Annotated in this window: 19 protein-coding genes; 9 read left to right on the forward strand and 10 right to left on the reverse strand. The window is 64.5% G+C overall.

What is annotated here, in order from left to right; genetic code table 11:
* Window positions 1-3: 3 nt before the first annotated feature.
* Complete coding sequence (locus tag CLU94_RS19420) at window positions 4-1,230, reverse strand: sensor histidine kinase (protein WP_257218876.1); 1,227 nt, start codon at window positions 1,228-1,230, stop codon at window positions 4-6.
* 224 nt (window positions 1,231-1,454) lie between these two features.
* Here CLU94_RS19420 and cqsA point away from each other — a divergent pair, with 224 nt between their 5' ends.
* On the forward strand, window positions 1,455-2,702 hold the full coding sequence (gene cqsA, locus CLU94_RS19425) for an alpha-hydroxyketone-type quorum-sensing autoinducer synthase (protein ID WP_099666834.1): 1,248 nt from the start codon (window positions 1,455-1,457) through the stop codon (window positions 2,700-2,702).
* 5 nt (window positions 2,703-2,707) lie between these two features.
* Here cqsA and CLU94_RS19430 read toward each other — a convergent pair whose 3' ends face one another.
* The 3 genes from CLU94_RS19430 to CLU94_RS19440 are packed head-to-tail and all read right to left on the reverse strand — an operon-like array spanning window position 2,708 to window position 4,843.
* Window positions 2,708-3,175, reverse strand: a complete 468-nt coding sequence (locus tag CLU94_RS19430; protein WP_306558421.1) for a MarR family winged helix-turn-helix transcriptional regulator — start codon at window positions 3,173-3,175, stop codon at window positions 2,708-2,710.
* 39 nt (window positions 3,176-3,214) lie between these two features.
* Window positions 3,215-3,562, reverse strand: a complete 348-nt coding sequence (locus tag CLU94_RS19435) for a GIY-YIG nuclease family protein (RefSeq protein WP_143451483.1) — start codon at window positions 3,560-3,562, stop codon at window positions 3,215-3,217.
* Window positions 3,563-3,565: 3 nt separating this feature from the next.
* Window positions 3,566-4,843, reverse strand: a complete 1,278-nt coding sequence (locus tag CLU94_RS19440) for an MFS transporter (protein ID WP_099666836.1) — start codon at window positions 4,841-4,843, stop codon at window positions 3,566-3,568.
* Window positions 4,844-4,975: 132 nt separating this feature from the next.
* Here CLU94_RS19440 and CLU94_RS19445 point away from each other — a divergent pair, with 132 nt between their 5' ends.
* Together CLU94_RS19445 and rmuC are read left to right on the forward strand one after the other, a co-directional pair.
* Window positions 4,976-5,371, forward strand: a complete 396-nt coding sequence (locus CLU94_RS19445) for a group II truncated hemoglobin (RefSeq protein WP_034785429.1) — start codon at window positions 4,976-4,978, stop codon at window positions 5,369-5,371.
* Between the two features lie 5 nt (window positions 5,372-5,376).
* Complete coding sequence (gene rmuC, locus CLU94_RS19450; RefSeq protein WP_099666837.1) at window positions 5,377-6,762, forward strand: DNA recombination protein RmuC; 1,386 nt, start codon at window positions 5,377-5,379, stop codon at window positions 6,760-6,762.
* 12 nt (window positions 6,763-6,774) lie between these two features.
* On the opposite strand, the gene CLU94_RS19455 is transcribed toward rmuC, so the two are convergent.
* From CLU94_RS19455 to CLU94_RS19475, 5 genes are all read right to left on the reverse strand, one after another.
* Complete coding sequence (locus CLU94_RS19455; protein WP_143451485.1) at window positions 6,775-7,674, reverse strand: MHFG family PEP-CTERM protein; 900 nt, start codon at window positions 7,672-7,674, stop codon at window positions 6,775-6,777.
* A gap of 311 nt (window positions 7,675-7,985) precedes the next feature.
* Complete coding sequence (moeA, locus tag CLU94_RS19460; RefSeq protein WP_257218877.1) at window positions 7,986-9,845, reverse strand: molybdopterin molybdotransferase MoeA; 1,860 nt, start codon at window positions 9,843-9,845, stop codon at window positions 7,986-7,988.
* A 62-nt stretch (window positions 9,846-9,907) separates the two neighbouring features.
* Window positions 9,908-11,029, reverse strand: a complete 1,122-nt coding sequence (gene moaA, locus CLU94_RS19465) for a GTP 3',8-cyclase MoaA (protein ID WP_099666840.1) — start codon at window positions 11,027-11,029, stop codon at window positions 9,908-9,910.
* A gap of 29 nt (window positions 11,030-11,058) precedes the next feature.
* Entirely contained in the window at window positions 11,059-12,396 is a 1,338-nt protein-coding gene (chrA, locus tag CLU94_RS19470) for a chromate efflux transporter (protein ID WP_099666841.1), read from the reverse strand.
* Window positions 12,397-12,483: 87 nt separating this feature from the next.
* Entirely contained in the window at window positions 12,484-15,594 is a 3,111-nt protein-coding gene (locus CLU94_RS19475; RefSeq protein ID WP_099666842.1) for an Rne/Rng family ribonuclease, read from the reverse strand.
* A gap of 686 nt (window positions 15,595-16,280) precedes the next feature.
* Here CLU94_RS19475 and CLU94_RS19485 point away from each other — a divergent pair.
* From CLU94_RS19485 to CLU94_RS19500, 4 genes are all read left to right on the forward strand, one after another.
* Window positions 16,281-17,276 (forward strand): RluA family pseudouridine synthase, encoded by a 996-nt coding sequence (locus CLU94_RS19485; protein WP_099666843.1) that lies wholly within the window; start codon window positions 16,281-16,283, stop codon window positions 17,274-17,276.
* An 87-nt stretch (window positions 17,277-17,363) separates the two neighbouring features.
* On the forward strand, window positions 17,364-18,023 hold the full coding sequence (locus CLU94_RS19490; RefSeq protein ID WP_035821424.1) for an HAD-IIIA family hydrolase: 660 nt from the start codon (window positions 17,364-17,366) through the stop codon (window positions 18,021-18,023).
* Window positions 18,020-18,397, forward strand: coding sequence for a Rieske (2Fe-2S) protein (locus CLU94_RS19495; protein ID WP_099666844.1), 378 nt, complete (start codon window positions 18,020-18,022; stop codon window positions 18,395-18,397). The genes CLU94_RS19490 and CLU94_RS19495 overlap by 4 nt, the downstream gene beginning before the upstream one ends.
* A 39-nt stretch (window positions 18,398-18,436) precedes the next feature.
* A complete protein-coding gene (locus CLU94_RS19500; protein ID WP_099666845.1) occupies window positions 18,437-19,438 on the forward strand; it encodes a S49 family peptidase in 1,002 nt (333 codons plus the stop codon).
* Between the two features lie 374 nt (window positions 19,439-19,812).
* Here CLU94_RS19500 and CLU94_RS19505 read toward each other — a convergent pair whose 3' ends face one another.
* Window positions 19,813-20,190, reverse strand: coding sequence for a hypothetical protein (locus CLU94_RS19505; protein ID WP_099666846.1), 378 nt, complete (start codon window positions 20,188-20,190; stop codon window positions 19,813-19,815).
* Between the two features lie 256 nt (window positions 20,191-20,446).
* On the opposite strand from CLU94_RS19505, the gene CLU94_RS19510 reads away from it, so the two are divergent.
* Together CLU94_RS19510 and CLU94_RS19515 are read left to right on the forward strand one after the other, a co-directional pair.
* Window positions 20,447-21,157, forward strand: coding sequence for a pseudouridine synthase (locus CLU94_RS19510; RefSeq protein WP_034754110.1), 711 nt, complete (start codon window positions 20,447-20,449; stop codon window positions 21,155-21,157).
* Between the two features lie 87 nt (window positions 21,158-21,244).
* Window positions 21,245-22,243 (forward strand): fumarylacetoacetate hydrolase family protein, encoded by a 999-nt coding sequence (locus CLU94_RS19515; protein WP_099666847.1) that lies wholly within the window; start codon window positions 21,245-21,247, stop codon window positions 22,241-22,243.
* Window positions 22,244-22,261: the final 18 nt, after the last annotated feature.

The raw sequence follows: 22,261 nt of genomic DNA on the forward strand, positions 1-22,261 counted from the left end.
GCATCACCTTGCGGGGGAAGAGGGTTGTAAGCGGGCAGGCAGGGGCTGGGGAAATTCCAGGATGAAAATCGCATACGCATGCTCGCGCGACACGCAGCGGATGCGCGCCTGCCAGGCCGTGATGATCTGCCGGCACAGGGCCAGGCCGATGCCGCTGCCGTTGTGCACGGGATACGAATAAAAACGCTCGAAGATCAGCGGCAGGCGGTTTTTCGCGATGCCGCAGCCCGTGTCGATGAACAGCAGCCTGGGCACGGGGCGGGCGCCGTCGATGATGATGCGCACGCGGCCCTTGCCGGCCCGCTGGATGGCTTTCAGCGCGTTTCTCAGCAGGTTCAGCAAGATCACCACGCACAGTTCGTCCTGGCCGGCGAACTGGAAGTCGGCGCGCACGTCCACCTTGACGCGGCTGCGCTGGCTGTTGCCGGTGAATGGGTAGCGCTTCAGCACGGAATTCACCATCGCCAGCATCGACAGCGCCTGGCTGGGCTGCAGGTTGCGGTTCACGGCGCTGGCGCTCATCAGGAACAAATCGATCATGTGCTGCATGTGGCGCACTTCGAACTGAATGCGCGACAGGGCTTCCTGCAGCGGCGGCAAGTCGTGCGCCTGATCGGCCAGTTGCGGCAGCAGCCGGCGCATGCCCCGCACATTGGCTTCCACGCTGGTCAGCGGCGTGCGCAGTTCGTGTGCCACGGAACCGAGCCCGGCGGACAGGCCGGCCAGCCGTTCCAGTTCCAGCACCTTGCTGCCCACTTTCACCACGGACAGCGCGGCTATGGTGAACCAGTGCACGGGCAGTTGCTGCAGCACTTCACGCTGCAGCAGGAAGTCGCCTTCTCCCTGCAGGATGACGGCCAGGCAGGCGGTGCTGGTGCCGATCAGGTAGGCGCGGCAAGCCAGCTTCGTTTCGAAATGAAACAGCACGACGAGGCCGATCAGCAGCGATTCGCTCCAGATGGACGACGCGTGGTTCATCAGAAACATGAAGGTAAAGAAGAAGGGCAGGATGTAGCTGAGCGCGAACAGCAGGTAGCGCGACAGCCAGCGGGCCGAGAAGTGGCGCGCAAACAGGCCGACCGCGCAGATGCCCACGCCCGTCAGGCGCAAGGTCAGGTTTCCATAGGCTTGCGGAAAAAAGTAATTCCACAGCAGGTAGTACAGCGGCATCGCCACCGTGCCCACGGCGGCCAGCATGGCGACCCTGCCGGCCAGGTTTTCATGGGGCATGCGTTCATGCAGCAGCGAATGGAGCAGGCGCCTGCGCCAGTGTGTCCATCGTCCTTGCAATTGCTGCGTCATGACTCTGCCTTGATTCTCTTCAGAACATTATCATCGCGTAAATTTTCCTGGTTGAACGGGTATCTCATCGGACATTGATATACGTCAATGGATGGGTTCGCGAGACGGTCAAGGCTTTAAGCCGCAGCAAACCTTTCCCTAGGAGAAAACTCATGACCATCGCTACCAGCTTGCACGCCCCATCCTTCGTCCGCGCAGAACACTGCTTGCCAGACTACATCGTGCGGCGCATGGATGCGCACCACGTCACGCGCATCGAAAAGCTGCTGGGCGGCCAGCATCCCCATGCCTGGCAACCGACACCCGCCCATGCCATTTTCCTGGCTGGCAATGACTACCTGTCCATCGCCGCCGAGCCGGCGCTGGTGGCGGCCCAGGTGGCGTCCCTGCAGGCGCATGCGGGCGGCATGCTGATGTCGGCCGTGTACTTGCAGGAAGGCAGCGAACAGCACCGGCTGGAAAGCCGGCTGGCCCGCTTCATGGGCAGCGAGGACGGCATCCTGGCACAGTCCGGCATGGCGGCCAACGTCGGGCTGATCCAGTGCATCGCCAGCCCCGGCATTCCCGTCTACCTCGACATGCAGGCCCACGCCTCGCTGTGGGAAGGCGTGCTGTCGGCGCAGGCCCAGGCCGTGCCCTTCCTGCACAACGACATGACGCACTTGCGGCGGCAAGTGGAAAAGCATGGCCGCGGCGTGATCGTCGTCGACGCCCTGTACAGCACCAACGGCAGCCTGGCGCCGCTGCTGGAATTGCTCGACATCGCCGAGCGCAGCGACTGCGTGGTGGTGGTCGACGAGTCGCACTCGCTGGGCACGCACGGCCCGCAGGGTGCGGGCCTGGTGGAAGCGTGGGGACTGGGCCACCGCGTGCATTTCCGCACGGCGTCGCTGGCCAAGGCTTTCGCGGGCCGGGCCGGTTTCATCAGCTGTTCCAGCCGCTTCAAGGGCTATTTTTTGTCCGAATCGCGGCCCGCCATCTTCAGTTCCTGTTTGCTGGCCCACGAGCTGGCGTGGCTGGGCGCGGCGCTCGATTTCATCATGGCCGCCGATGGACGGCGCGCCACCCTGCAACGCCATACGCTGCAGGTGCGCGAAGGCTTGCGCGAACTGGGCTACAACGTCAGCGATGGCACGGAGCAGATCGTGGCGCTGGAAGCGGGCGGCGAACCGGCCACCCTGGTCCTGCGCCAGGCGCTGGAACGGCAAGGCATTTACGGCGCCATGTTTTGCGCCCCGGCAACGGCGAAGAACCGCGCCCTCGTGCGCCTGACCCTCAATGCGGGGCTCGACGGGGCGGCCATCGAGCGGGTGTTGGCGGGCTGCGCCGCCATCCGCGCCGAAGCGGGCGTGGAACACTGGCCATCGACGCGGCGCCTGCGCAGGCTGGCGCTCGTGTAGCGTCGTCAGCCGGCCAGCCGGCCCAGGAGGGCTGAAAGCGCTCCCAGCTGTTCTGCCGGTGCATCCTGCAGCAATTCGCGCCCCACCGCCTGCGCGGTGGCGCTCGCATGTCCCAGCAATTCCTGGCCGGCGGCAGTCAGCACGGCATAGCCGACGCGGGCGTCGCGCGCATCGGCCTGGCGCGCCACCAGGCCAATCTTTTCCAGAGGCATCAAGGAACGCGTGACGCCGGAGGCCGTCAACGCCAGGCGCTCGGCCAGGTCGATGCGGCGCAGGCGCGCACCGGGCGCGCGCTGCAGCTGGTACAGCAATTGATAGTCGCTGAAGCTCAGGCCATGCAAATTGCCCAGGGCGCTGTCGAAGCGGCGCACGATGAGCGCCTGGGCGCGCGCCAGGCGCAGGCAAAAGTCCAGCGCGCCGTCGGCGTCCGGCGACGGGAGAGTGTGATCGTTCATGGCGTCCATTTTATCCATTGCGAAATGCTTGAGTGCGCAAGTGTAAAGCAATGCCGCTCAATACAGCGGCTGGCCTTGCTCCAGCCACTGTGCGCGGTGCAGTTCCAGCAGGGCGCCCAGTTCGGCGTCCGCATCGAAGGCGGGGTCGTCGGGCAGCTTGAGCGTATCGATGACGGCGCAGGAAAAGGCCGCCGCGCCATCGCGCCGCCAGTCCGCCTGCAGCAGGGCGTTGCGGTGCTTGCCCAGGTTCAGCTCGAAGCGGTGCCGGTTCAGCATGCCGGGCGCGTTGCGGCTGCTGTCGAGCAAGGTGCGCCCGCTGGGCAAGTGCCGCAAGGCGATGATGCCCAGCGGCGGTGGCTGTTGCCGGTAGTGCGCTTTCAATGTTGCCTGTCGTGTCTTGTCCATGTTTTACTTCTCCGATATCGTTTGGGTAATCGCTTCCGGTCCCGCGATGCGCGGGATGGCGGTAAATAATGCGGCCGCCACGGCGGCGGCCAGCAGCAGGGCGCCGCCGCCGCAGAACAGCTCGCCAACGCTCAGGTGGCGCAGCAGCGCACCCGTGGCCGCCGCCGACAGCGGCGCCAGTCCCAGGAAGATGCCCATGAACAGGGCCATCGCCCGGCCCAGCATGGCGGGCGCCACGCGCCGCTGTATCCACGTAAAGATGGCCACCTGCAAGTAGCCGCCGAGCAACCCTGTCACGGCCAGCAGGGCCGCGCCTTGCCAGGCCGAGCTGATTTGTCCCAGGGCCATCAGCAGCAGGCCGACGACCGCGTCGACGAGCAGCAGGGTGGCGCCGAAGTGGCGGCGCAGCCAGGCACCGCCCAGGCTGGACGCCAGCATGCCGGCCAGGGTGCCGGCGCCATGCGCGCCCATCAGCAAACCCAGCGCGGAGGCGCCATGCAGGCGCTCGCTGGCCAGCACGGGCAAGGCCACCTGCAGCGGCCCCATGACGAAGAACGCCACCACCGCCCAGTACGCATAGCAGCTGCGCAAGGGAAGGTCGCGCCACACCATGGCCAGGCCCGCCGCCATGTCGCGCCACATGCCCTGCGCCGCCGCCGCGGCCAGTGGCCGCAGGCTCACCTGCCGCAAGGTCCAGGCGGAGAACAGGAACGTCAGCGCATCGATGGCAAAGGCGGCGGCCAGCGCCGCCATGGAGGTGTGCTGCGCGCCATCGTGGGCGCCGAGCACGAGCGCCGCCAGCAGGGGGCCGGCCAGCAGGGACAACTGGCGCGCGCCCATCTGCAAGCCATTGGCGTTTTGCAACGATTGCGGCGGCACGGCTTGCGGCAGGATGGCCGTGCCGGCGGGAATGCCGAAGGCGGCCGCGATACCCAGCGCAAGCGCGGCCGCATATGCGAGCGCCAGGCTGGCCTGGTCCAGCAGCAGCAACCCCGCCAGCGCCAGCAGGATGACGGCGTTCGCGTATTTGCTCAGCAGCATCACGCGCCGGGGCGAATAGCGGTCGGCGATGGTGCCGCCCAGCAAAATCAGCACGGCGCGCGGGGCGCCCATCAGGGCCACGGCGATACCCAGGCTGAGGCTATCGCCCGTCAGGCTCAGCACCAGCCAGGGCAGGGCCAGCATGCTGAACTGGTCGCCCAGCATGGAGACGAGGCCGCCGCCCAGCAGCCAGCGGAAGTTGGTATTGCGTAGCAAAGGGGATTCTGCGGTGGTGGGCATGGTTGACTTGTCCGTGTTTAAAGATTGCATAGTAGTTGATAAAAGCTTGAGTAGTCAAGTATATTGCTTTTTATGCCGGCAGCGGAAGCTGGCGCCGCATGGGCCGCCGGCGCTTGCGCTATCATGGCGGCCATGACTGATACCACTGCCCCCACCCTCTACGAGACCATCGGCGGCGCCCCCGTGCTGCGTGAAATGGTCGATCGTTTTTATGACTTGATGGAACTCGAAGCCGAGTTCGCCGGCATCCGCGTCATGCATCCGCCTTCGACGGACGGTTCGCGCGACAAGCTGTATTTCTTCCTGACGGGATGGATGGGCGGGCCGGACTTGTATATCGAGAAATTCGGCCACCCGCGCCTGCGCGCGCGTCACTTGCCCTACGCCATCGGCACCAGCGAGCGCGACCAGTGGCTGCGCGCCATGGCCTGGGCCATGGAAGACACGGGCATCGAAGAGTCCTTGCGCGTGCGCCTGATGGAATCGTTCTATCAGACGGCCGACTGGATGCGCAACAAACCTGACTGACACCCATGAGCCCTATCGAGTTTTACAGCCTGCTGGGCGCCGCCATCGTCGCCATCGTCCTGTTGCTATTGATCTTGCTGCGCCCGCGCGGCGCGGCCGGCGATGGCGCTACCACCCTGGCCCTGGTGCAGCAGCACCAGCAGCAAAGCCTGGAGCGCATCGACCGGGTCGAGCGCGAAGTGCGGCTGCAGCTGCAGGCGTCGGCACAGGCGACGCGGCAAGACCTGGCCACCAGCCTGGCGCAATTCCAGGCGGCGACCCTGCAGCAGCTCGACAGCCTGCGCACGCAGATGCAGGCGCAGGGAAAAGTCGGGCGCGAGGAACAGGCGCAAAGCCTGGCGCGCTTTGCCGACAGCACCAACCAGACCCTGGCGCAGCTGACGGAGTCGAATGCGCAGCGCATGCTGGAAGTGCGCGCCACCCTGGAAAGCAAGATCCGCGATTTGCAGGCCGACAATGGCGCGCGCCTGGAAGAGATGCGCAAGACGGTCGACGAGAAATTGCACGCCACGCTGGAGACGCGCTTGACTGCCTCGTTCCAGCAAGTGTCGGAGCGGCTGGAAAAAGTCCACCAGGGACTCGGTGAAATGCAGCAGCTGGCGCTGGGCGTGGGCGACCTGAAGCGGGTGCTCACCAACGTCAAGACGCGGGGCACGTGGGGCGAAGTGCAGCTGGAAATGCTGCTGGAGCAGGTACTCACTGTCGACCAGTATGCGAAGAACGTGGAAACCTTGCCGGGCAGCGGCGCGCGCGTGGAATTCGCCCTGAAACTGCCGGGCCTCTCCGATGGCGGGCCGCCCGTGTGGATGCCGATCGATGCGAAATTCCCCAAGGAACAGTACGAGCGCCTGGTCGAAGCGGCCGAGCGGGCCGATGCGGACGGCGTGGCCCTGGCCGGACGCGAGCTGGAACGGGCCGTGCGGGGCGAAGCGAAAACCATCGCGGACAAATACCTGGCGCCGCCGCTGACCACTGACTTTGCCATCCTCTTCCTGCCCACGGAAGGCTTGTATGCGGAAGTGTTGCGCCGCCCGGGCCTGGCCGATGAATTGCAGCGCGTGCACCGGGTCAGCATCGCGGGGCCATCCACGTTGACGGCCTTGCTGAACAGTCTGCAGATGGGTTTCCGCACCCTGGCGCTGGAAAAGCGCTCGTCGGAAGTGTGGCAAGTGCTGGGCGCCGTGAAGACGGAATTCGGCAAGTTTGGCGACGTGCTGTCGCAAACCCGGCTGACCCTGGAAAAGGCGGCGAAGAATATCGAAAGCGCGGAAGTGCGCAGCCGGCAAATGGCGCGCAAATTGAAATCCGTGGAAGCCTTGCCGGGCGAGGCGGCTGCCTTGCTGCTGGGTAAGGCGGACGCGGGACCGTCCGCCGAAGCGGACGGCGAATAGCCCCGCCGGCGTTCAGGCCGCCGCCGCAGGCCGGCGGCGCAGCGTGGCGCAGACGGTCAGCGCGAGTCCCGCCAGCAGCATGGCCCACGTTTGCGGTTCCGGCACGGCGGGCAGGACGGACAGGCCGGTGGGCGGCAGCGAAGGCAGCATGACGGTGGGATTGAACGGCTCGACGATGATGCTGCTGCCGCGCGGTGGCTGGCCACCGCCTATGCCCGACGGCAACATCGTGTCGCGGCTGCCGCGCACGATATCGAAGCCCGGCAGGGGCAGGCCGGCCACCACGGCCGGCGGCGCCGCGCCCGTGAGCGAGCCGCCATGCGCGGCGACGGGATGCTCGATGACGGGCACGCCCGTTGCCGCCGGCGCGGCCGCTGCCGGCGTTGCACCGCCCGGCGCGGCGCCAACCGGGGCCGCGCCTGCGCCGCGCGGCCCGGCCGCCGCCTGCGTGATGCGGCTGACATTGCGGCACACGGTGGGCACGAGGATGCAGGCGCCCTGCACGCAGTACACGAGTCCCCTTTCCTGCATCTGCTCGCTCCAGCCTGCCCGCGTGACATTGCGGCAGACGCGGCCCGGGCCGAAATGCATGTCGCTGATGCGCGCATCGTAATTGCCCTTGCCGCGGATGGCGTCGCGGCTGATCACGACGATTTCATCATACTGGCGCGCGCGCATGCGCGCCTTCAATTGCTCGCGCACCTGCGGCGCGATGTCCGGGTACCTGTCCACGGCGGCCACGACGTCGCCCATGAACGGGTCGGCGCCGGGGCGGTTCCAGCTGCAGTTGTCCAGTACGTCGGCCCGAGGGGCCCCTTTGGCGTAGGCGGGCGGCGGCGCGAGGGTCAATAGGCCAAGCAGGCAAGCCGCTCCCAGCATGCTGGCGCCCGCGCTCCAAGAGCGGTGTCTCATTATTAGTTTCCTCGTGAAAACAATATCAAAATTGAACTTTTCGTATAAGTTCGGATGTTATCACCGAAGAAACTTCAATATCAACAAATAAATAAAATAATTACAATTAGTGTTGTGTTTGTTGATATGTTATTTAGAGAAATAATTAACATTTTTATCTCAATAGGCGAGCAGTTTCCGGGAAGAAAATTGATTGCGAAGGGGCAATGCAAACGGCCCGCGCAAGGCGGGCCGTTGTGGCGAGGGGGGGATAGGTGGCGCAGCGTTGACTGCGGTCCGGCCAGCGCGTCAGCTTGGCCGGTGGTGGCGCGTCAGGTCAATCCCTGGAACAGCACGATATCGACCAGGTCGCCTGCGGCCACGTGGCCTTGCGCTTCGTGCAGCACGATCATGCAATTGGCTTGCGTCATCGAGCGCAGGATGCCCGAGCCTTGCGCGCCCGTCACGCGCACGTGCTGGCGCCCGTCCGCACCGCGCTCGACGATGCCGCGCTGGTATTCCGTGCGGCCCCGTTTCTTGCGGATCGCCGCTTGCGCCGCCACTTGCAGCAGCGGCAGGGCGGACGTGTCCGCGTCGGCGCCCATCAGGCGCAGCAGGGTGGGGCGGGCGAGGAAATAAAACGCCGCCATCACGGCCACCGGGTTGCCGGGCAGGCCCAGCAGCAAGGCCGATTCGCCTTCGCTGGCAATCCGCCCGAAGGCCATGGGGCGGCCAGGGCGCATGTTGATTTGCCAGAAGGCCACGTCACCGAGGCGCGCGAGGATGTCGCGCGTAAAATCGGCCGCGCCGCTGGACACGCCGCCCGAGGTGATGATGACGTCGGCCATGGCGCAGGCGCCGCGCAGGGCCGTTTCCAGCGCTTGCGGATTGTCCTTGACGATGCCCATGTCGAGCACTTCGCAGCCGAGGCGCGTCAGCATGCCCAGCAGGGTGTAGCGGTTGCTGTCGTAGATGCAGCCTGCGTCGAGCGGCTCGCCGATCGAGCGCAATTCGTCGCCGGTGGAAAAGAAGGCCACGCGCAGGCGGCGGCGCACGGGCACTGTGGCGATGCCCAGCGAGGCCAGCAAACCCAGCTCGGCCGGCCCGAGTATCTTGCCTTGCAGCAGGGCCGGCTTGTCCTGCATCAAGTCTTCGCCCTTGAAGCGGCGGTTGTCGCCGGCGCGGATGCAGTCCGGCGCCAGCGTGATGCTGGTTTCATTGGCTTGCAGCACCAGTTCCTGTGGCACCACGCTGTCGCAGCCGTCGGGCATGACGGCGCCCGTCATGATGCGCGCGCATTGGCCGCGTCCAATTTTGACGGTGCCGGGACGCCCGGCCAGGATGGTGTCGACCACGGCCAGGGTCACGGGGGTGTCTCCGCCGAGGTCGGCGCCAAGGTCAGCTCCGTAAAGCGCATAGCCATCCATGGCGGAATTGTCGTGCGCGGGCACGCTGATGGGCGAGATGATGTCGGCCGCCAGGATGCGTTCGAACGCTTGCGGCAGCGGCAGTTCCTCGATCTCGGCCACGGGCGCGACGGTGTCGGCCAGGATGGCTTGCGCCATCGGCACGGACAGGCCCTGCGCCTGCAGGGCGGCCAGCTCGTCCGGCGTATTGATGTTGCCGAATGCACTATTGTTTTCGAAGAGCACTTCGGCCAGTTTCAAGGTGCCGTGCCAGGTGCGCATGCGGCGTTCGCCGCCGCGCAGATAGGCGTCGAGCTGGGGCAGGGCGGATGTTTTTACCAGGCAAAAGACGGGGTGGGGGCGGCGCACGGCCGCTCCCGTCGCCGCATCGATTTCCTCGGTGACGGCGATGGCCAAGTCGGCATTGTCTTGCGTCAAACCGGCGGCCAGGCGCACCGCCAGGTCGGGCGGCAGCAGGGGCGAGTCGCAAGGCACGGTGAGCAGATAGGGCGTGCCGGCGTGCTGCATGCCGCTGTGCAAGCCGGCCAGCGGCCCCAGCTGGCCTGGCAGCACGTCGGCCCACACGGGCAGGCCGAAGCGCGCGTAGTCGCCCGCATCCGCGTGGACGCTGAGGGCCAGCTGGCCCACTTGCGGCGCCAGGCGCTGGGCCACGTGGCGCGCCAGGGGCTGGCCATGCAGGGGCAGCATGCCCTTGTCGCGCTGGCCCATGCGCGTGCCGAGGCCGCCGGCCAGGATCAGGCCGGTAATGTCGTGTTTGTTGATCATGTCAGGTAGGAAAATTGGTGCATGCGCCATGGTAGCAGCGGCGGGCGCGTGCTGCGCCCGATTCAGCCGCCGATGTACGACATTTCCACTTTCTTTTTACCGTGCTCAAGCGCACCGCCCGTCAAATCCGTCTGGCTGGTGCGCAATTGCGAATAGCGGTCGCCGCGGCCGCGCCACAGCTGCGCCACGGCCGAGGAGATTTCCGCATCGCTGCGGCCGCCGCGCAGCAGGCTGCGCAAGTCGTGGCCGCTGCTGGCGAACAGGCAGGTGTACAGCTTGCCCTCGGTCGAGAGGCGGGCGCGGCTGCACTCACCGCAGAACGCTTGCGTGACGCTGGAAATGAGGCCGATCTCGCCGCTGCCATCGGCATAGCGCCAGCGCGCCGCCGTCTCGCCCGCGTAGTTCGGATCGATGGGCTGCAAGGGCATGTGCGCGGCGATGCGCCGCACCACTTCCGCTGAAGGGATGACTTCCTGCAAGTTCCAGCCGTTCGAGGCGCCCACGTCCATGTATTCGATGAAGCGCAGGATGTAGGGCGTGCCCTTGAAGTGGCGCGCCATGGGCACGATTTCCTGCTCGTTCATGCCGGCCTTGACGACCATGTTGATCTTGATGGGCCCCAGGCCCGCCGCGTGCGCCGCATCGATGCCGTGCAGCACGTCGGCGACGGCGAAATCGACGTCGTTCATGCGCTTGAAGGTGGCGTCGTCGAGTGAGTCGAGCGACACGGTGACCCGGTTCAGGCCCGCATCCTTGAGTGCCTGCGCTTTTCTTGCCAGCAAGGAACCATTGGTCGTCAGGGTCAGGTCCAGCGGCTGGCCCGACGGCGTGCGCAGGTCGGCCAGCATGGCGATGAGCTTTTCGATATTCTTGCGCAGCAGCGGCTCGCCGCCCGTCAGGCGGATCTTTTCCACCCCGTGCGCGACGAACAGGCGCGCGATGCGCGTGATTTCCTCGAACGACAGCAAATCCGTGTGCGGCAGGTAGACGTGGTTCTTGTCGAATACGTCCTTGGGCATGCAATACACGCAACGGAAATTGCAGCGGTCGGTAATCGAGATGCGCAGGTCGTGCAGGGGCCGGCCCAGGCTGTCGGCCACGTTGCCGCTGGGGCTATCCAGCTGCGCGGGAATCGCCAAAGCCCCATTGCGGGCTTCGGCGAGGTAGATAATCTTGTCAGCCATGAAAGGTGATACCACTTACGTTGAGTCGTTCAAGGCAGATACGATAGCACGAGGCCGAAGATGGCACAGGCGAGCAGCAATTTGATGGTGCCCACTTGAAACCTGATCAGCGCCACGCCGGCAGCCAGCGCGATGGCAATCGCCAGCCAGTCCCAGTGCGGCAGCGGGTTTTCTTGCCAGAAGACATGGCGGCCAAAGAACAGGGCCAGGCTGGCGATGACGCCCACCACGGCCGCCGAGATGGCCGTCAGGGGCGCGCTCAGGCGCAGGTTGCCGCGCGACGCTTCCACCAGCGGCGCGCCGGCCAGGATGAAGATGAACGAGGGCAGGAAGGTGAACCAGCTGGCGACGAGCGCGCCGCACACGCCCGCCAGCCACAGGTGGTCGCCCGTCACGGCATGGCTCCAGCCGCCGACAAAACCGATGAAGGCGACGATCATGATCAGGGGGCCGGGCGTCGTTTCGCCCAGCGCCAGGCCATCCATCATTTGCGCGCTCGTGATCCAGTGGTAGTGCTCGGCGGCGCCTTGCACCAGGTAGGGCAGCACGGCATACGCGCCGCCGAACGTCAGCAGGGCCGCCTTGCTGAAAAACACGCCCATCTGCGCCAGCGGCTGGTCCGCGCCGCCCGCCAGCGCCAGGCCCAGCCAGGCGAGGAAGGCCAGGACCAGGCCCACGGCGGCCGTGCCAAGCAGGCGCGGCCAGCTGAAGCGCGCGTGTTCCGGCGTGGGCGTGTCGTCATCGATCAGGGCGGCGCCGTAGCGGGCCGCGCCGCCATGCGAGGCGGCGCCGGCATGGAAGTGGGCCGGCAGCCAGCGGCCGCCCGCCATGCCCAGCAGGGCGGCGGCGAGCACGATCAGCGGAAATGGCAGCTGTAGCGCGGCGATGGCGACAAATGCACCGGCCGCGATGGCGATCAGGCCGGGGCTGCGCAAGGTGCGCCGGCCCAGGCGCCAGGCGGCCGCCAGCACGATGGCGACGACGGCCGGCTTGACGCCGTACAGGATGCCGGCGATGGCGGCCACGTGGCCATACGCCATGTACAGCCAGGACAGGACGATCAGCAGCAGCAGCGAAGGCAGCAAAAACAGCAGGCCCGCCACCAGGGCGCCGCGCGTGCGGTGCATCAGCCAGCCGATGTAGATGGCCAGCTGGGTCGCTTCCGGCCCCGGCAGCAGCATGCAGTAATTCAGGGCGTGCAGGAAGCGCTGCTCGGAAATCCAGCGCCGCTTTTCCACCAGTTCCGCATGCATCATGGCGATTTGCCCGGCCGGACCGCCAAAGCTGACGCAACCGAGCTTGAGCCAGTACCAGAAGGCGCTGCGCAGGCTGACGGGGGCGGGAAGTTGGTTGGCGTTCTCGTGCATGGCGGCTGGCTGGCAAAGTTGGGGACGTAAAAAAGGGGAAGCCTGAGCTTCCCCTTCATCATCGGCGGCTGGGCGAACCCCGCACGCTTATGGACGTTGTGTGTTGACCTGGATCAACGGCTCATCCGATTGCGGCGGCAATGGCTTGCGTTCGCGCGGCTTGCGTACCGGAGCGACTGCCTTGGCGGCCGCTTCCTGCGCCAGGCGCAGTTTTTCCGGATCGGTGGCAGCCAGGGTCAGGCCGGCCGAACCGAGCACTGCGCTCAAGTCCAGCGGCGCGGCCACTGGCGCGGCAGGCGCCGGGGCAGGCGCGGCGACAGGCGCCGGCGCTGGTGCAGGAGCAGGAGCAACTTCGGCAACCACCGGCGCGGCTTCCGCCACGACAGGCGCCGCTTCGGCTACCGGCGCTTCTTCCACCACGACGACGGTTTCCACGACAGCAACTGCTTCCACGACAGGCGCCGCTTCGACGATGACTTCCGCTGGAGCAGGGGCAGGCGCTGGTGCGGCTTCCACTTTTTCGGCAAAGCTGTACTCGGCAACCGGCGCCGGTTCGGCAGCGGCTGGTTCAGCTTGCGCTGCAGCCGCTTCGACAGGGGCTGCCGGCACGATCACTTCAGCAGCTGGGGCAACTTCCGCGACAGGAGCGGCTTCTTCGACCTTGGCGATGTCCACGACCTTGGCCACTTCCGTCACTTCCACCACTTCCACCACGACGGCTGGCGCGGCTTCAGCTGCAGCTTCCACTGGCGCGGCAGCGACAGCGGCTTCCGGCGCCGGAGCAACCGTAAAGCTGATCACTGGCGCATCCTGGCCTTCGTTCTCGCCATTTGCCGATTCGATCAGCTCGCCCGTTTCGCGGTCGCGGCGGTTGCGGTTGCGGCCGCCACGACGACGACGACGGCGCGGTTCTTCGCCTTCCACGTCGTTTTCCGTCTCTTCGCCTTCAGGACCGGCATTCGCCGGTGCTTTCAGCAGGTTGGCCGGTGCGGCGTCGGATTCCGGGCCGTTGGACGGCACGACGACGTTCACTGCGCTGGCGGTGGCGCCAACCAGTGCCAGCTCTTCAGCTTTCACTTCAGCAACAACAGCCTTGTCGGCGCGTGGTTCGCGGCCTTCGCGTGGCTGGCGTGGCGGACGCTCTGCGCGTTCAGGACGCTCGGCGCGCTCCGGGCGTTCCGCGCGTTCAGGACGTTCGCCCCGTTCGCGTGGCGCTGCCGTTGCATCGCCGCCTTCGCGTGCTTCACGCGGTTCGCGTGGCGGACGCGGCGGGCGTGGCGGACGGGCCGCTTTTTCCAGTGCTTCCGCTTCTTTCGCGGCATCGTCCTGGGCTGGACGGCCCTGGCCCGGTTCGCGCTCTTCGCGGCCAGGCTTGCCGTTACGGCCACGGCCACGCGGGCCACGGCTGTTGCGGTCGCCGCGGTCGGCGCCGGCCGGCTTGGCTGGGGCGACTGGGGCGGGCGCCGGCGCCACCGGTGCCGGGGCGCCGGTGAAGAAGCTGATGATCTTGGCGATCAGGCCTTGCGGCGCGGCAGGCGCGGCCACGGGAGCCGGTTTCGCTTCGACGGGCTTGCGCTCGACCAGCGGTGCCGGCTGGTCAGGGGTGATCGTCTTGACGACGGCTTCCTGGCGCGGCTTGGCTTCTTCCTTCTGGCGCTTGCTGTAAGCCATGTCGGTTTCAGCGCTTTCGGCCAGGTTGTAGCTGGCCTGGCTGTCTTCCAGACGCGGATCGTCGTGCTTGATGCGTTCCAGCTTGTAGTGCGGCGTTTCCAGATGCTTGTTCGGGATCAGGATCACGGCGATGCGGTGGCGGTTTTCGATTTTCAGCACTTCGCCGCGCTTTTCGTTCAGCAGGAAGGCGCCCACGTCCACGGGCACTTGCACGTGGATGGTGGCCGAGTTTTCCTTCATCGCTTCTTCCTGGATGATGCGCAGCACCTGCAGGGCGGACGATTCCGTATCGCGGATGTGGCCGGTGCCGGAGCAGCGCGGGCACGTCACGTGCGAGCCTTCGGACAGCGAAGGACGCAGGCGCTGGCGCGACAGTTCCATCAGGCCGAAGCGGGAAATCTTGCCCATTTGTACACGGGCACGGTCATGGTGCAGCGCATCTTTCAGGCGCTGTTCCACTTCGCGCTGATTCTTTGCCACTTCCATGTCGATGAAGTCGATGACGATCAGGCCGCCCAAGTCGCGCAAGCGCAGCTGGCGGGCCACTTCTTCGGCCGCTTCGCAGTTGGTGTTGAAGGCGGTCGTCTCGATGTCCGAGCCGCGCGTGGCGCGGGCCGAGTTGACGTCGACGGAGACCAGCGCTTCCGTATGGTCGATCACGATGGCGCCGCCCGATGGCAGCGGCACGGTGCGGCTGTACGCCGTTTCGATCTGGTGTTCGATCTGGAAGCGCGAGAACAGCGGCACGTCGTCGCTGTAGCGTTTCACGCGGTGCACCATGTCGGGCATCACGTGGCTCATGAACTGGTGCGCCTGGTCGTAGATCTCGTCGGTGTCGATCAGGATCTCGCCGATGTCGGGCTGGAAGTAGTCGCGGATGGCGCGGATGACGAGCGACGATTCCTGGTAGATCAGGAAAGCGCCGTTGGCCGACTTGCCGGCGCCTTCGATGGCGCGCCACAGTTGCATCAGGTAATTCAAGTCCCACTGCAGTTCATCGACGTTGCGGCCGATGCCGGCGGTACGGGCAATGACGGACATGCCGGCTGGCAAGTCCAGTTTATCCATGGTTTCGCGCAATTCCTGGCGCTCTTCACCTTCCACGCGGCGCGATACGCCACCGCCACGCGGGTTGTTCGGCATCAATACGAGGTAACGGCCGGCCAGCGAGACGAACGAGGTCAGGGCGGCGCCCTTGTTGCCGCGCTCTTCCTTTTCCACCTGGACCATGATTTCCTGGCCTTCGCGCAGCGCTTCCTTGACGGAGGCGTTACGCACGTCCACGCCTTCGCGGAAGTACGTGCGGGCAACTTCCTTGAAGGGCAGGAAGCCGTGGCGGTCTTCGCCATAGCTGACGAAGCACGCTTCGAGCGATGGCTCGATGCGCGTGATCACGCCCTTGTAGATGTTGGATTTGCGCTGTTCGCGCCCGGCTGTCTCGATATCGATGTCGATCAGTTTTTGTCCGTCGACAATCGCTACGCGCAGTTCTTCTTGCTGCGTGGCATTAAACAACATGCGTTTCATTTTTATAACTCCGCGACCCGTAGGCCATCTCAAAGCCGCTTCCGGGGAAGCGGCGAAGTACAGGGATATATGCGAGAACGGGAGTGCTGGCGGGGGAAATGCCTAGGCGTGCGGAGCAACAACGCGTACGAGGTATACGTTACGGCCGCAACAGGCGCGGTGAGGTCGATCGTCATGCCGAGTGCACAGGACACCTGCAACTCATCTGAAGCAGCCCGGATGTCGGGGGCAGAGAATGCAAGTGGTCAGCAAATTCAGAGCCAAATCGTAAGCCGGCTCATTACAGGGATCGCGATGGCGAGGCTTGGCCTCAGCCTATTCATCGACAACCCTCAGTATTGTGGCCGCATACGGGGTTTGGCGAAAACGGCAAGCGTTATCAACTTCATCAACCCGCGAGCCCGACTCGATAAGTCGCGCTAACGGGTACTTATCCTTATAATCCAATACACTCACTTCAGCATCTCCACGCGTTATCCGATTACAACTACGGTGCAACCTTGATTCGCGCAGGGATGGTGCATATACATTTTTTTCCACCGAATTTGCAATTTGGCGAGGCCGGTGGAGACGCCCCTGTGTAAAATGTGCTTTTATTCTTACACTCGCAGCAGCCAGGGCCGCAGCAAAAACAATTATATATTCAAAATGAAGGACTTAGAGAGATTTCTGGGAAGACATAGTAAATGAAGAGTCAAAATGATGTTGTTCCCCCTTCAACACCCCCGGTTCAGCCGCAAGCCCAATTCGTAACGATCGCCGAGGAAGAAGCAGGCCAGCGCATCGACAACTACTTATTAAGAGTGTGCAAGGGAGTGCCTAAAAGCCACATCTACCGGATCTTGCGATCGGGAGAAGTGCGGGTTAATAAAGGCCGTATCGATCAGCTGTACCGTCTCGCCGCCGGCGACGTGGTGCGCATTCCACCCGTGCGCGTGGCCGAAAAGGCCGCCACGGGCGCGCCGGCCGCCGAATTCAAGATCATCTTCGAAGATGCGCAGCTGCTCGTCATCGACAAGCCGGCCGGCGTGGCCGTGCATGGCGGCTCGGGCGTCTCGTTTGGCGTGATCGAGCAATTGCGCGCTTCGCGCCCCGACGCCAGGTTTTTGGAACTGGTGCACCGCCTGGACCGCGACACGTCCGGCTTGTTGTTGCTGGCAAAGAAACGTTCCGCGTTGACGAATCTGCATGAACAGATGCGCGACGGCGTCACGGACAAGCGCTACCTGGTGCTGGTGGCGGGTGACTGGAAGAATGCGCGCCAGCATATCAAGTTGCCCTTGCATAAATATACGACGGCCGAAGGCGAGCGCCGGGTGGCCGTGCAGGCCGATGGCCTGGCGTCGCACACGGTGTTTTCACTGTTGCATAAATATCACAACTTCGCCTTGCTGGAAGCGGAATTGAAGACGGGACGCACGCACCAGATCCGCGTGCACCTGTCTTCGTCCGGTTTCCCCATCGCCGGCGACGATAAATATGGCGACTTTGCCCTCAACCGTGCCCTGTTGAAAGCCGACAGCACGCGCGGCGCCCTGAAACGCATGTTCCTGCACGCGCACCAGATCACGTTCACGCATCCGGAAACGGGCAAGACGATGACCTTGAACGCGCCGCTGGCTGCCGAATGCGAGCGTTTCTTGGTAAGCTTGGGCAAACCATTGGCCGTTGCCGCACGCTAAATATCCACCGTGCGCGCGACACTACCCACAAGGTAGTCGTCGCCAGCATTCATTCTCAAGGAGCCGGCGGCTATGCCGTCGGGAAACATGGCAAGAAAGCAATTTGATCTGATCGTCTTCGATTGGGACGGTACCCTGATAGACAGTACCTCGACCATCGTCAAGTGCATCCAGGCGTCGGCCAAAGACCTGGGCTTGCCAATTCCCACCGAGTTGCTCGCTTCGCACGTGATCGGCCTGGGCTTGCAGGAAGCCATGCAGCTGGTGATGCCCGACGTGGAGCCGAAATACCATGCGCGCATGGCGGAACGCTACCGTTATCACTACCTGTCGCGCGACCATGAGCTGGCTTTGTTTCCTGGCGTCTACGAGATGCTGCAGGAACTGTCGCAGCAAGCGTATTTCCTCGCCGTCGCCACGGGCAAGAGCCGCGTCGGCCTGAACCGCTCCTTGAATGCCGTCAAGCTGCTATCCCTGTTCGATGCGACGCGTTGCGCCGATGAAACCTTTTCCAAGCCCCATCCAGCCATGCTGCAGGAACTGACGCGGGAACTGGGGCAGGACATGCGCCGCACCGTGATGATCGGCGACACCAGTCATGATTTGTTGATGGCAAGCAATGCAGGCGCGGCCGGTATTGCCGTAGAGTATGGAGCGCATCCGGTGGCGCAGTTGCAAGCTTGCAATCCCTTGTATTCCGCCGCCACGGTGGCCGAGCTGCATCAATGGCTGAGCGAGCACGCATGATGAACGATGTTGTCGACGTTTTCATCTGTGCCGCCGACGCCGTGGCCGATGGCGGCAAGGGCGTGCGCTTTCCCGTCTCGGCCGGCGGTGAAACCACCACGGGCTTTGTCGTGCGCCATGGCGGCAAGGCGTATGGCTACCTGAACCGCTGCGCCCACGTGCCGATCGAGCTGGACTGGGCGGAGGGCGAGTTTTTCGAGTCCAGCGGCTTGTACCTGATGTGTTCGACGCATGGCGCCATCTATGTGCCGGAAAGCGGCTACTGTGCGGGCGGCCCCTGCAAGGGCGGGCGCTTGCGCCCGATCGCCGTGGCCGAGCGCGATGGCCAGCTGTACTGGCAACCCGACGAGTATGTCCAGCCGCTGCCGGCCTGAGGCCGGGGCAGGCCTTCTGTAATTTACGCAAAGTGAACCATGAGCGATAACACGAATGACAAGCTGGACAGTAGCGCGCCAGCCGCCGGCCACGGCGCCCCTGCGGGACACTGGGAGCGCGAAGTGCTGGAAAAGCTGGTATTTGCCACTTTGCAAGAGCAACGCGCGCACCGCCGCTGGAGCATCTTTTTCAAGGTCTTCGGCTTGCTGATCGTGCTGTTCGCCCTGTGGGTGTTTTATGACTACAACACGGCCGACGACAGCGAAACCCTGGGCCGCCACACGGCCCTGATCGACATCAGCGGCGCCATCGAGTCCGAAGGCAGCGGCTCGGCCGCCGTCGTCATCCCCGCGCTGGACAAGGCGTTTTCCGATGCCGGTTCCGTGGCCGTAGTGCTGCATATTAATAGTCCGGGCGGCAGTCCCGTGCAGGCCGGCATGATCGTCGACGAGATGCAGCGCCTGCGCAAGGGCTATCCGGACAAGCCTTTATATGTGGTGGTCGATGAAATGTGCGCCTCGGGCGGCTATTACATCGCCGCCGCCGCCGACCGCATCTACGTCAACAAGGCCAGCGTGGTTGGTTCCATCGGCGTGCTGATGGATGGCTTCGGCTTCACGGGCGTGATGGAAAAGGTGGGCGTCGAGCGCCGCCTGCTGACGGCGGGCGAGAACAAGGGCTTCATGGACCCGTTCAGCCCCCTGACGGAAAAACACAAGGCGTATGCGCAAGGCATGCTCAATGAAATCCACCAGCAATTCATCGACGTGGTGCGCGCGGGGCGGGGCAAGCGCCTGAAGGAAACGGCCGATACCTTCTCCGGCTTGTACTGGACGGGCGCGAAAGCCGTGGAAATGGGCCTGGCCGACGATTTCGGCACGGTCGACAGCGTGGCGCGCGACGTCGTCAAGGCGGAAGACATCGTCGACTACACGCAGCATGAAGGCTTGCCGGAACGGGTGCTGAAGAAGTTTGGCGCCGCCATGGGTGCGGGCGCCATGAAGGCGGCCGTGCAGCAGTCGCAACCGGCGTTGCGCTGAGGACATCACTCTTGGCAGGCAGGCAAGCCAGTCGAGAATGATTTTCAATAAGGTGGTAAATCGGCTTGAAAATAGGGCTGCTTGGGCTATAGTGAAAGCGTAGTTCTTTTCAAGGAGGGGCGATATATCAACTATGTTGTCAGTACTAACTTGATTGGCAGGTCTTGGAACTACTCGCCGCATCGCAGATGTGGTTTTGAGTGAATTTACATTCCTCACTAAAGTCCCGATGGGGCTTGGGAACGGCGGCGCAATGCCGCCGTTTCCTTTTGTGCGTCGTTCATGCTCGATGGTTCGGTGTCGCTGGATGGGGTTGGGCGTGCTGGCAAGGCAGGCATGCGAGGGCGTGGCATGGCTGGTCGGATGGGCCGCGCTCAGACGGCGCAGCCGTTGCAGTGCACGGGCAGGGGAACGGCGCTGGTTTCCCTGGCTGCTGTTGCACCGGCGTCAACGTTGCTGCCGATGTCGGACGGCATGTCCGCCATGACGGTCGCGGTCGCGTTGTCGGCCTGCGCATCCGCGTGCGCAAAACCGCCCAGTTCCAGCCAGCACATGAAATGACATTGCGCCTCGGCATGCCAGCGCGTCTGGCTTGCCGGCGATGGCGGCGCGTCCGCATCCTGCGGCGCAGGGGCGGTGCTCCAGCGCGCCACGCCGAGTCTGACCTTGTGCATGGCCGCCTGTTCTGCGGCGATGCGCAGGCGCATGTCGGCGATGTTGCCTTGTAAGGCGATGGTATCGGTATGTTCCATACGATGTCCTTGTCAGTCGGTGCCTAGTTATTATTCCTAAAGCTCGCTAGGCGGATTCCTAACGAAGTTTCAGTCTATCAACGCGATATTCCGAGCGCTTGATATTTCTCAAAGGAATCAACCATTTCTCGCCAAATCTCACCTTGTTCTTTTTGGTATTTCTGCGTGCACCATGGTTTCGTGCCGCCTGGGCCGCCGCGCGGACGCCAGGCGCCGCCGCTTCACGCTGCCAGCCGCTTCTGGTAAAGTCACGCCCATGAGTAAATTATCCCTAGACCGCATCCTGCAATCGCAGGGTTTTGGCACCCGTAAATATTGTCGTTCCCTCATCGAGGATGGCGATGTCGTCATCGATGGCGTCACCCAGACCAATTACCGCACCACCGTCGAGACCGAAGGCCTGGTGCTGCACGTGTTCGAAGAAGAGTGGGTGTACCGCGCGCACCTGTACCTGGCGCTGAACAAGCCCGCCAACTTCGAATGCTCGCGCAAGCCCAGCCATCATCCTGGCGTGCTGACCCTGTTGCCGGAACAATTCACCTGGCGCGAAGTCCAGCCCGTCGGCCGGCTCGACCACGATACGACCGGCATGCTGCTGATGTCCGACGATGGCCCGTTTATCCATGCACAATCGTCGCCGAAGCGCCACGTTCCGAAGATTTACCAGGCCACCACGCAAGAGCCCGTGACGGATGAGCTGGTGGCCCTGCTGCTGGCCGGCGTGCAATTGCACGACGAGCCGGCCCCGCTGGCGGCCCTCGTCTGCGTCAAGCGCGGCGAGCACCAGCTGGAAATCGTGCTGGAACAGGGCAAGTACCACCAGGTCAAGCGCATGCTGGCCGCCGCCGGCAACCATTGCAGCGCGCTGCACCGTTCCGCCATCGGCAGCCTGACCCTGGAATCGCTGGGCATCGCCGAAGGCGAGTGGTGCTACCTCACGCCCGAGCAGATCGCGCTCCTGGCCTAGCCCCTTCCTGACCGCCAAAGCCGGGGATATCCCGGCTTTTTGGCGTCTTTAGTCTCCATTGCCTGCATTTGACGAAGTTTCCCGCACATGAAATTAGCTACCCTGAAGGATGGCACGCGCGACGGCCAGCTGGCTGTCGTCTCGCGCGACCTGAAAACGGCCCATCTGGCCGATGGCATCGCCTCGACCCTGCAAAAGGCGCTCGACGACTGGAGTTTCATCGCGCCCCAGCTCGACTTGCTGTACCAGACCATCAATAGCGGCCGCGGCCATCGCGCCTTCGAATTCGATCCCGCCAACTGCATGGCGCCCTTGCCGCGCAGCAGCCTGCGCGTGGCTGGCGCAGCCTACCTGCAGCAGATCGAGCGGGGCTGCAAGGCGGCGGGCAGCGAGGCGCCCGCCAATCTGCGCGATGCGCCGCGCCTGTACCAGGGCGCCAGCGACGATTTCCTGGGTGCCCAGGACGAGATCGTGCTGGCGCACGAGCAGTGGGGCATCGACTACGAAGCGGGCATCGCCGCCATCACGGACGACGTGGCCATGGGGTCGACACCCGACCAGGCGCACCTGAACATCAAGCTGTTGATGCTGGTCAACGACATCACCCTGCGCAACCTGGCGCCGGACGAGCAGGCGAGTGGTTATGGTTTCCTGCAGGCGAAACCGGCCATGGCGTGCTCACCTGTCGCCATCACGCCCGACGAGCTGGGGGACGCCTGGCGCGGCGGCAAGGTGCATTACGCGCTGCGCTGCAGCCTGAACGGCAAGTTGACGGGCCAGCCCCACGCGGGCGCCGACATGGCGTTCAATTACCCGCAATTGCTCGCCCATCTGTGCCAGACGCGCAACGCGCGCGCCGGCAGCGTGGTCAGCGCGGGCGGGGTCGCCAACAAGGAAGTCAAGAAGGGATTTTCCAGTATTTTTGAGCGACGTAACCAGGAGATGATCGCCGATGGCGTCGCCGGCACGCCGTATTTGCTGTTCGGCGACGTGCTCCGGCTGGAAATGCTGGGCGATGACGGTAAATCCCTGTTTGGCGCCATCGAGCAGACCGTGAAACAGGCCGAGGCGCGCAAGTCCCGCTAAGGTTACTGGGAGTAAAGG

Origin of the sequence: Janthinobacterium sp. 13 (assembly GCF_002749695.1) — a bacterium.
Classification (GTDB): Bacteria; Pseudomonadota; Gammaproteobacteria; order Burkholderiales; family Burkholderiaceae_D; genus Janthinobacterium; species Janthinobacterium kumbetense.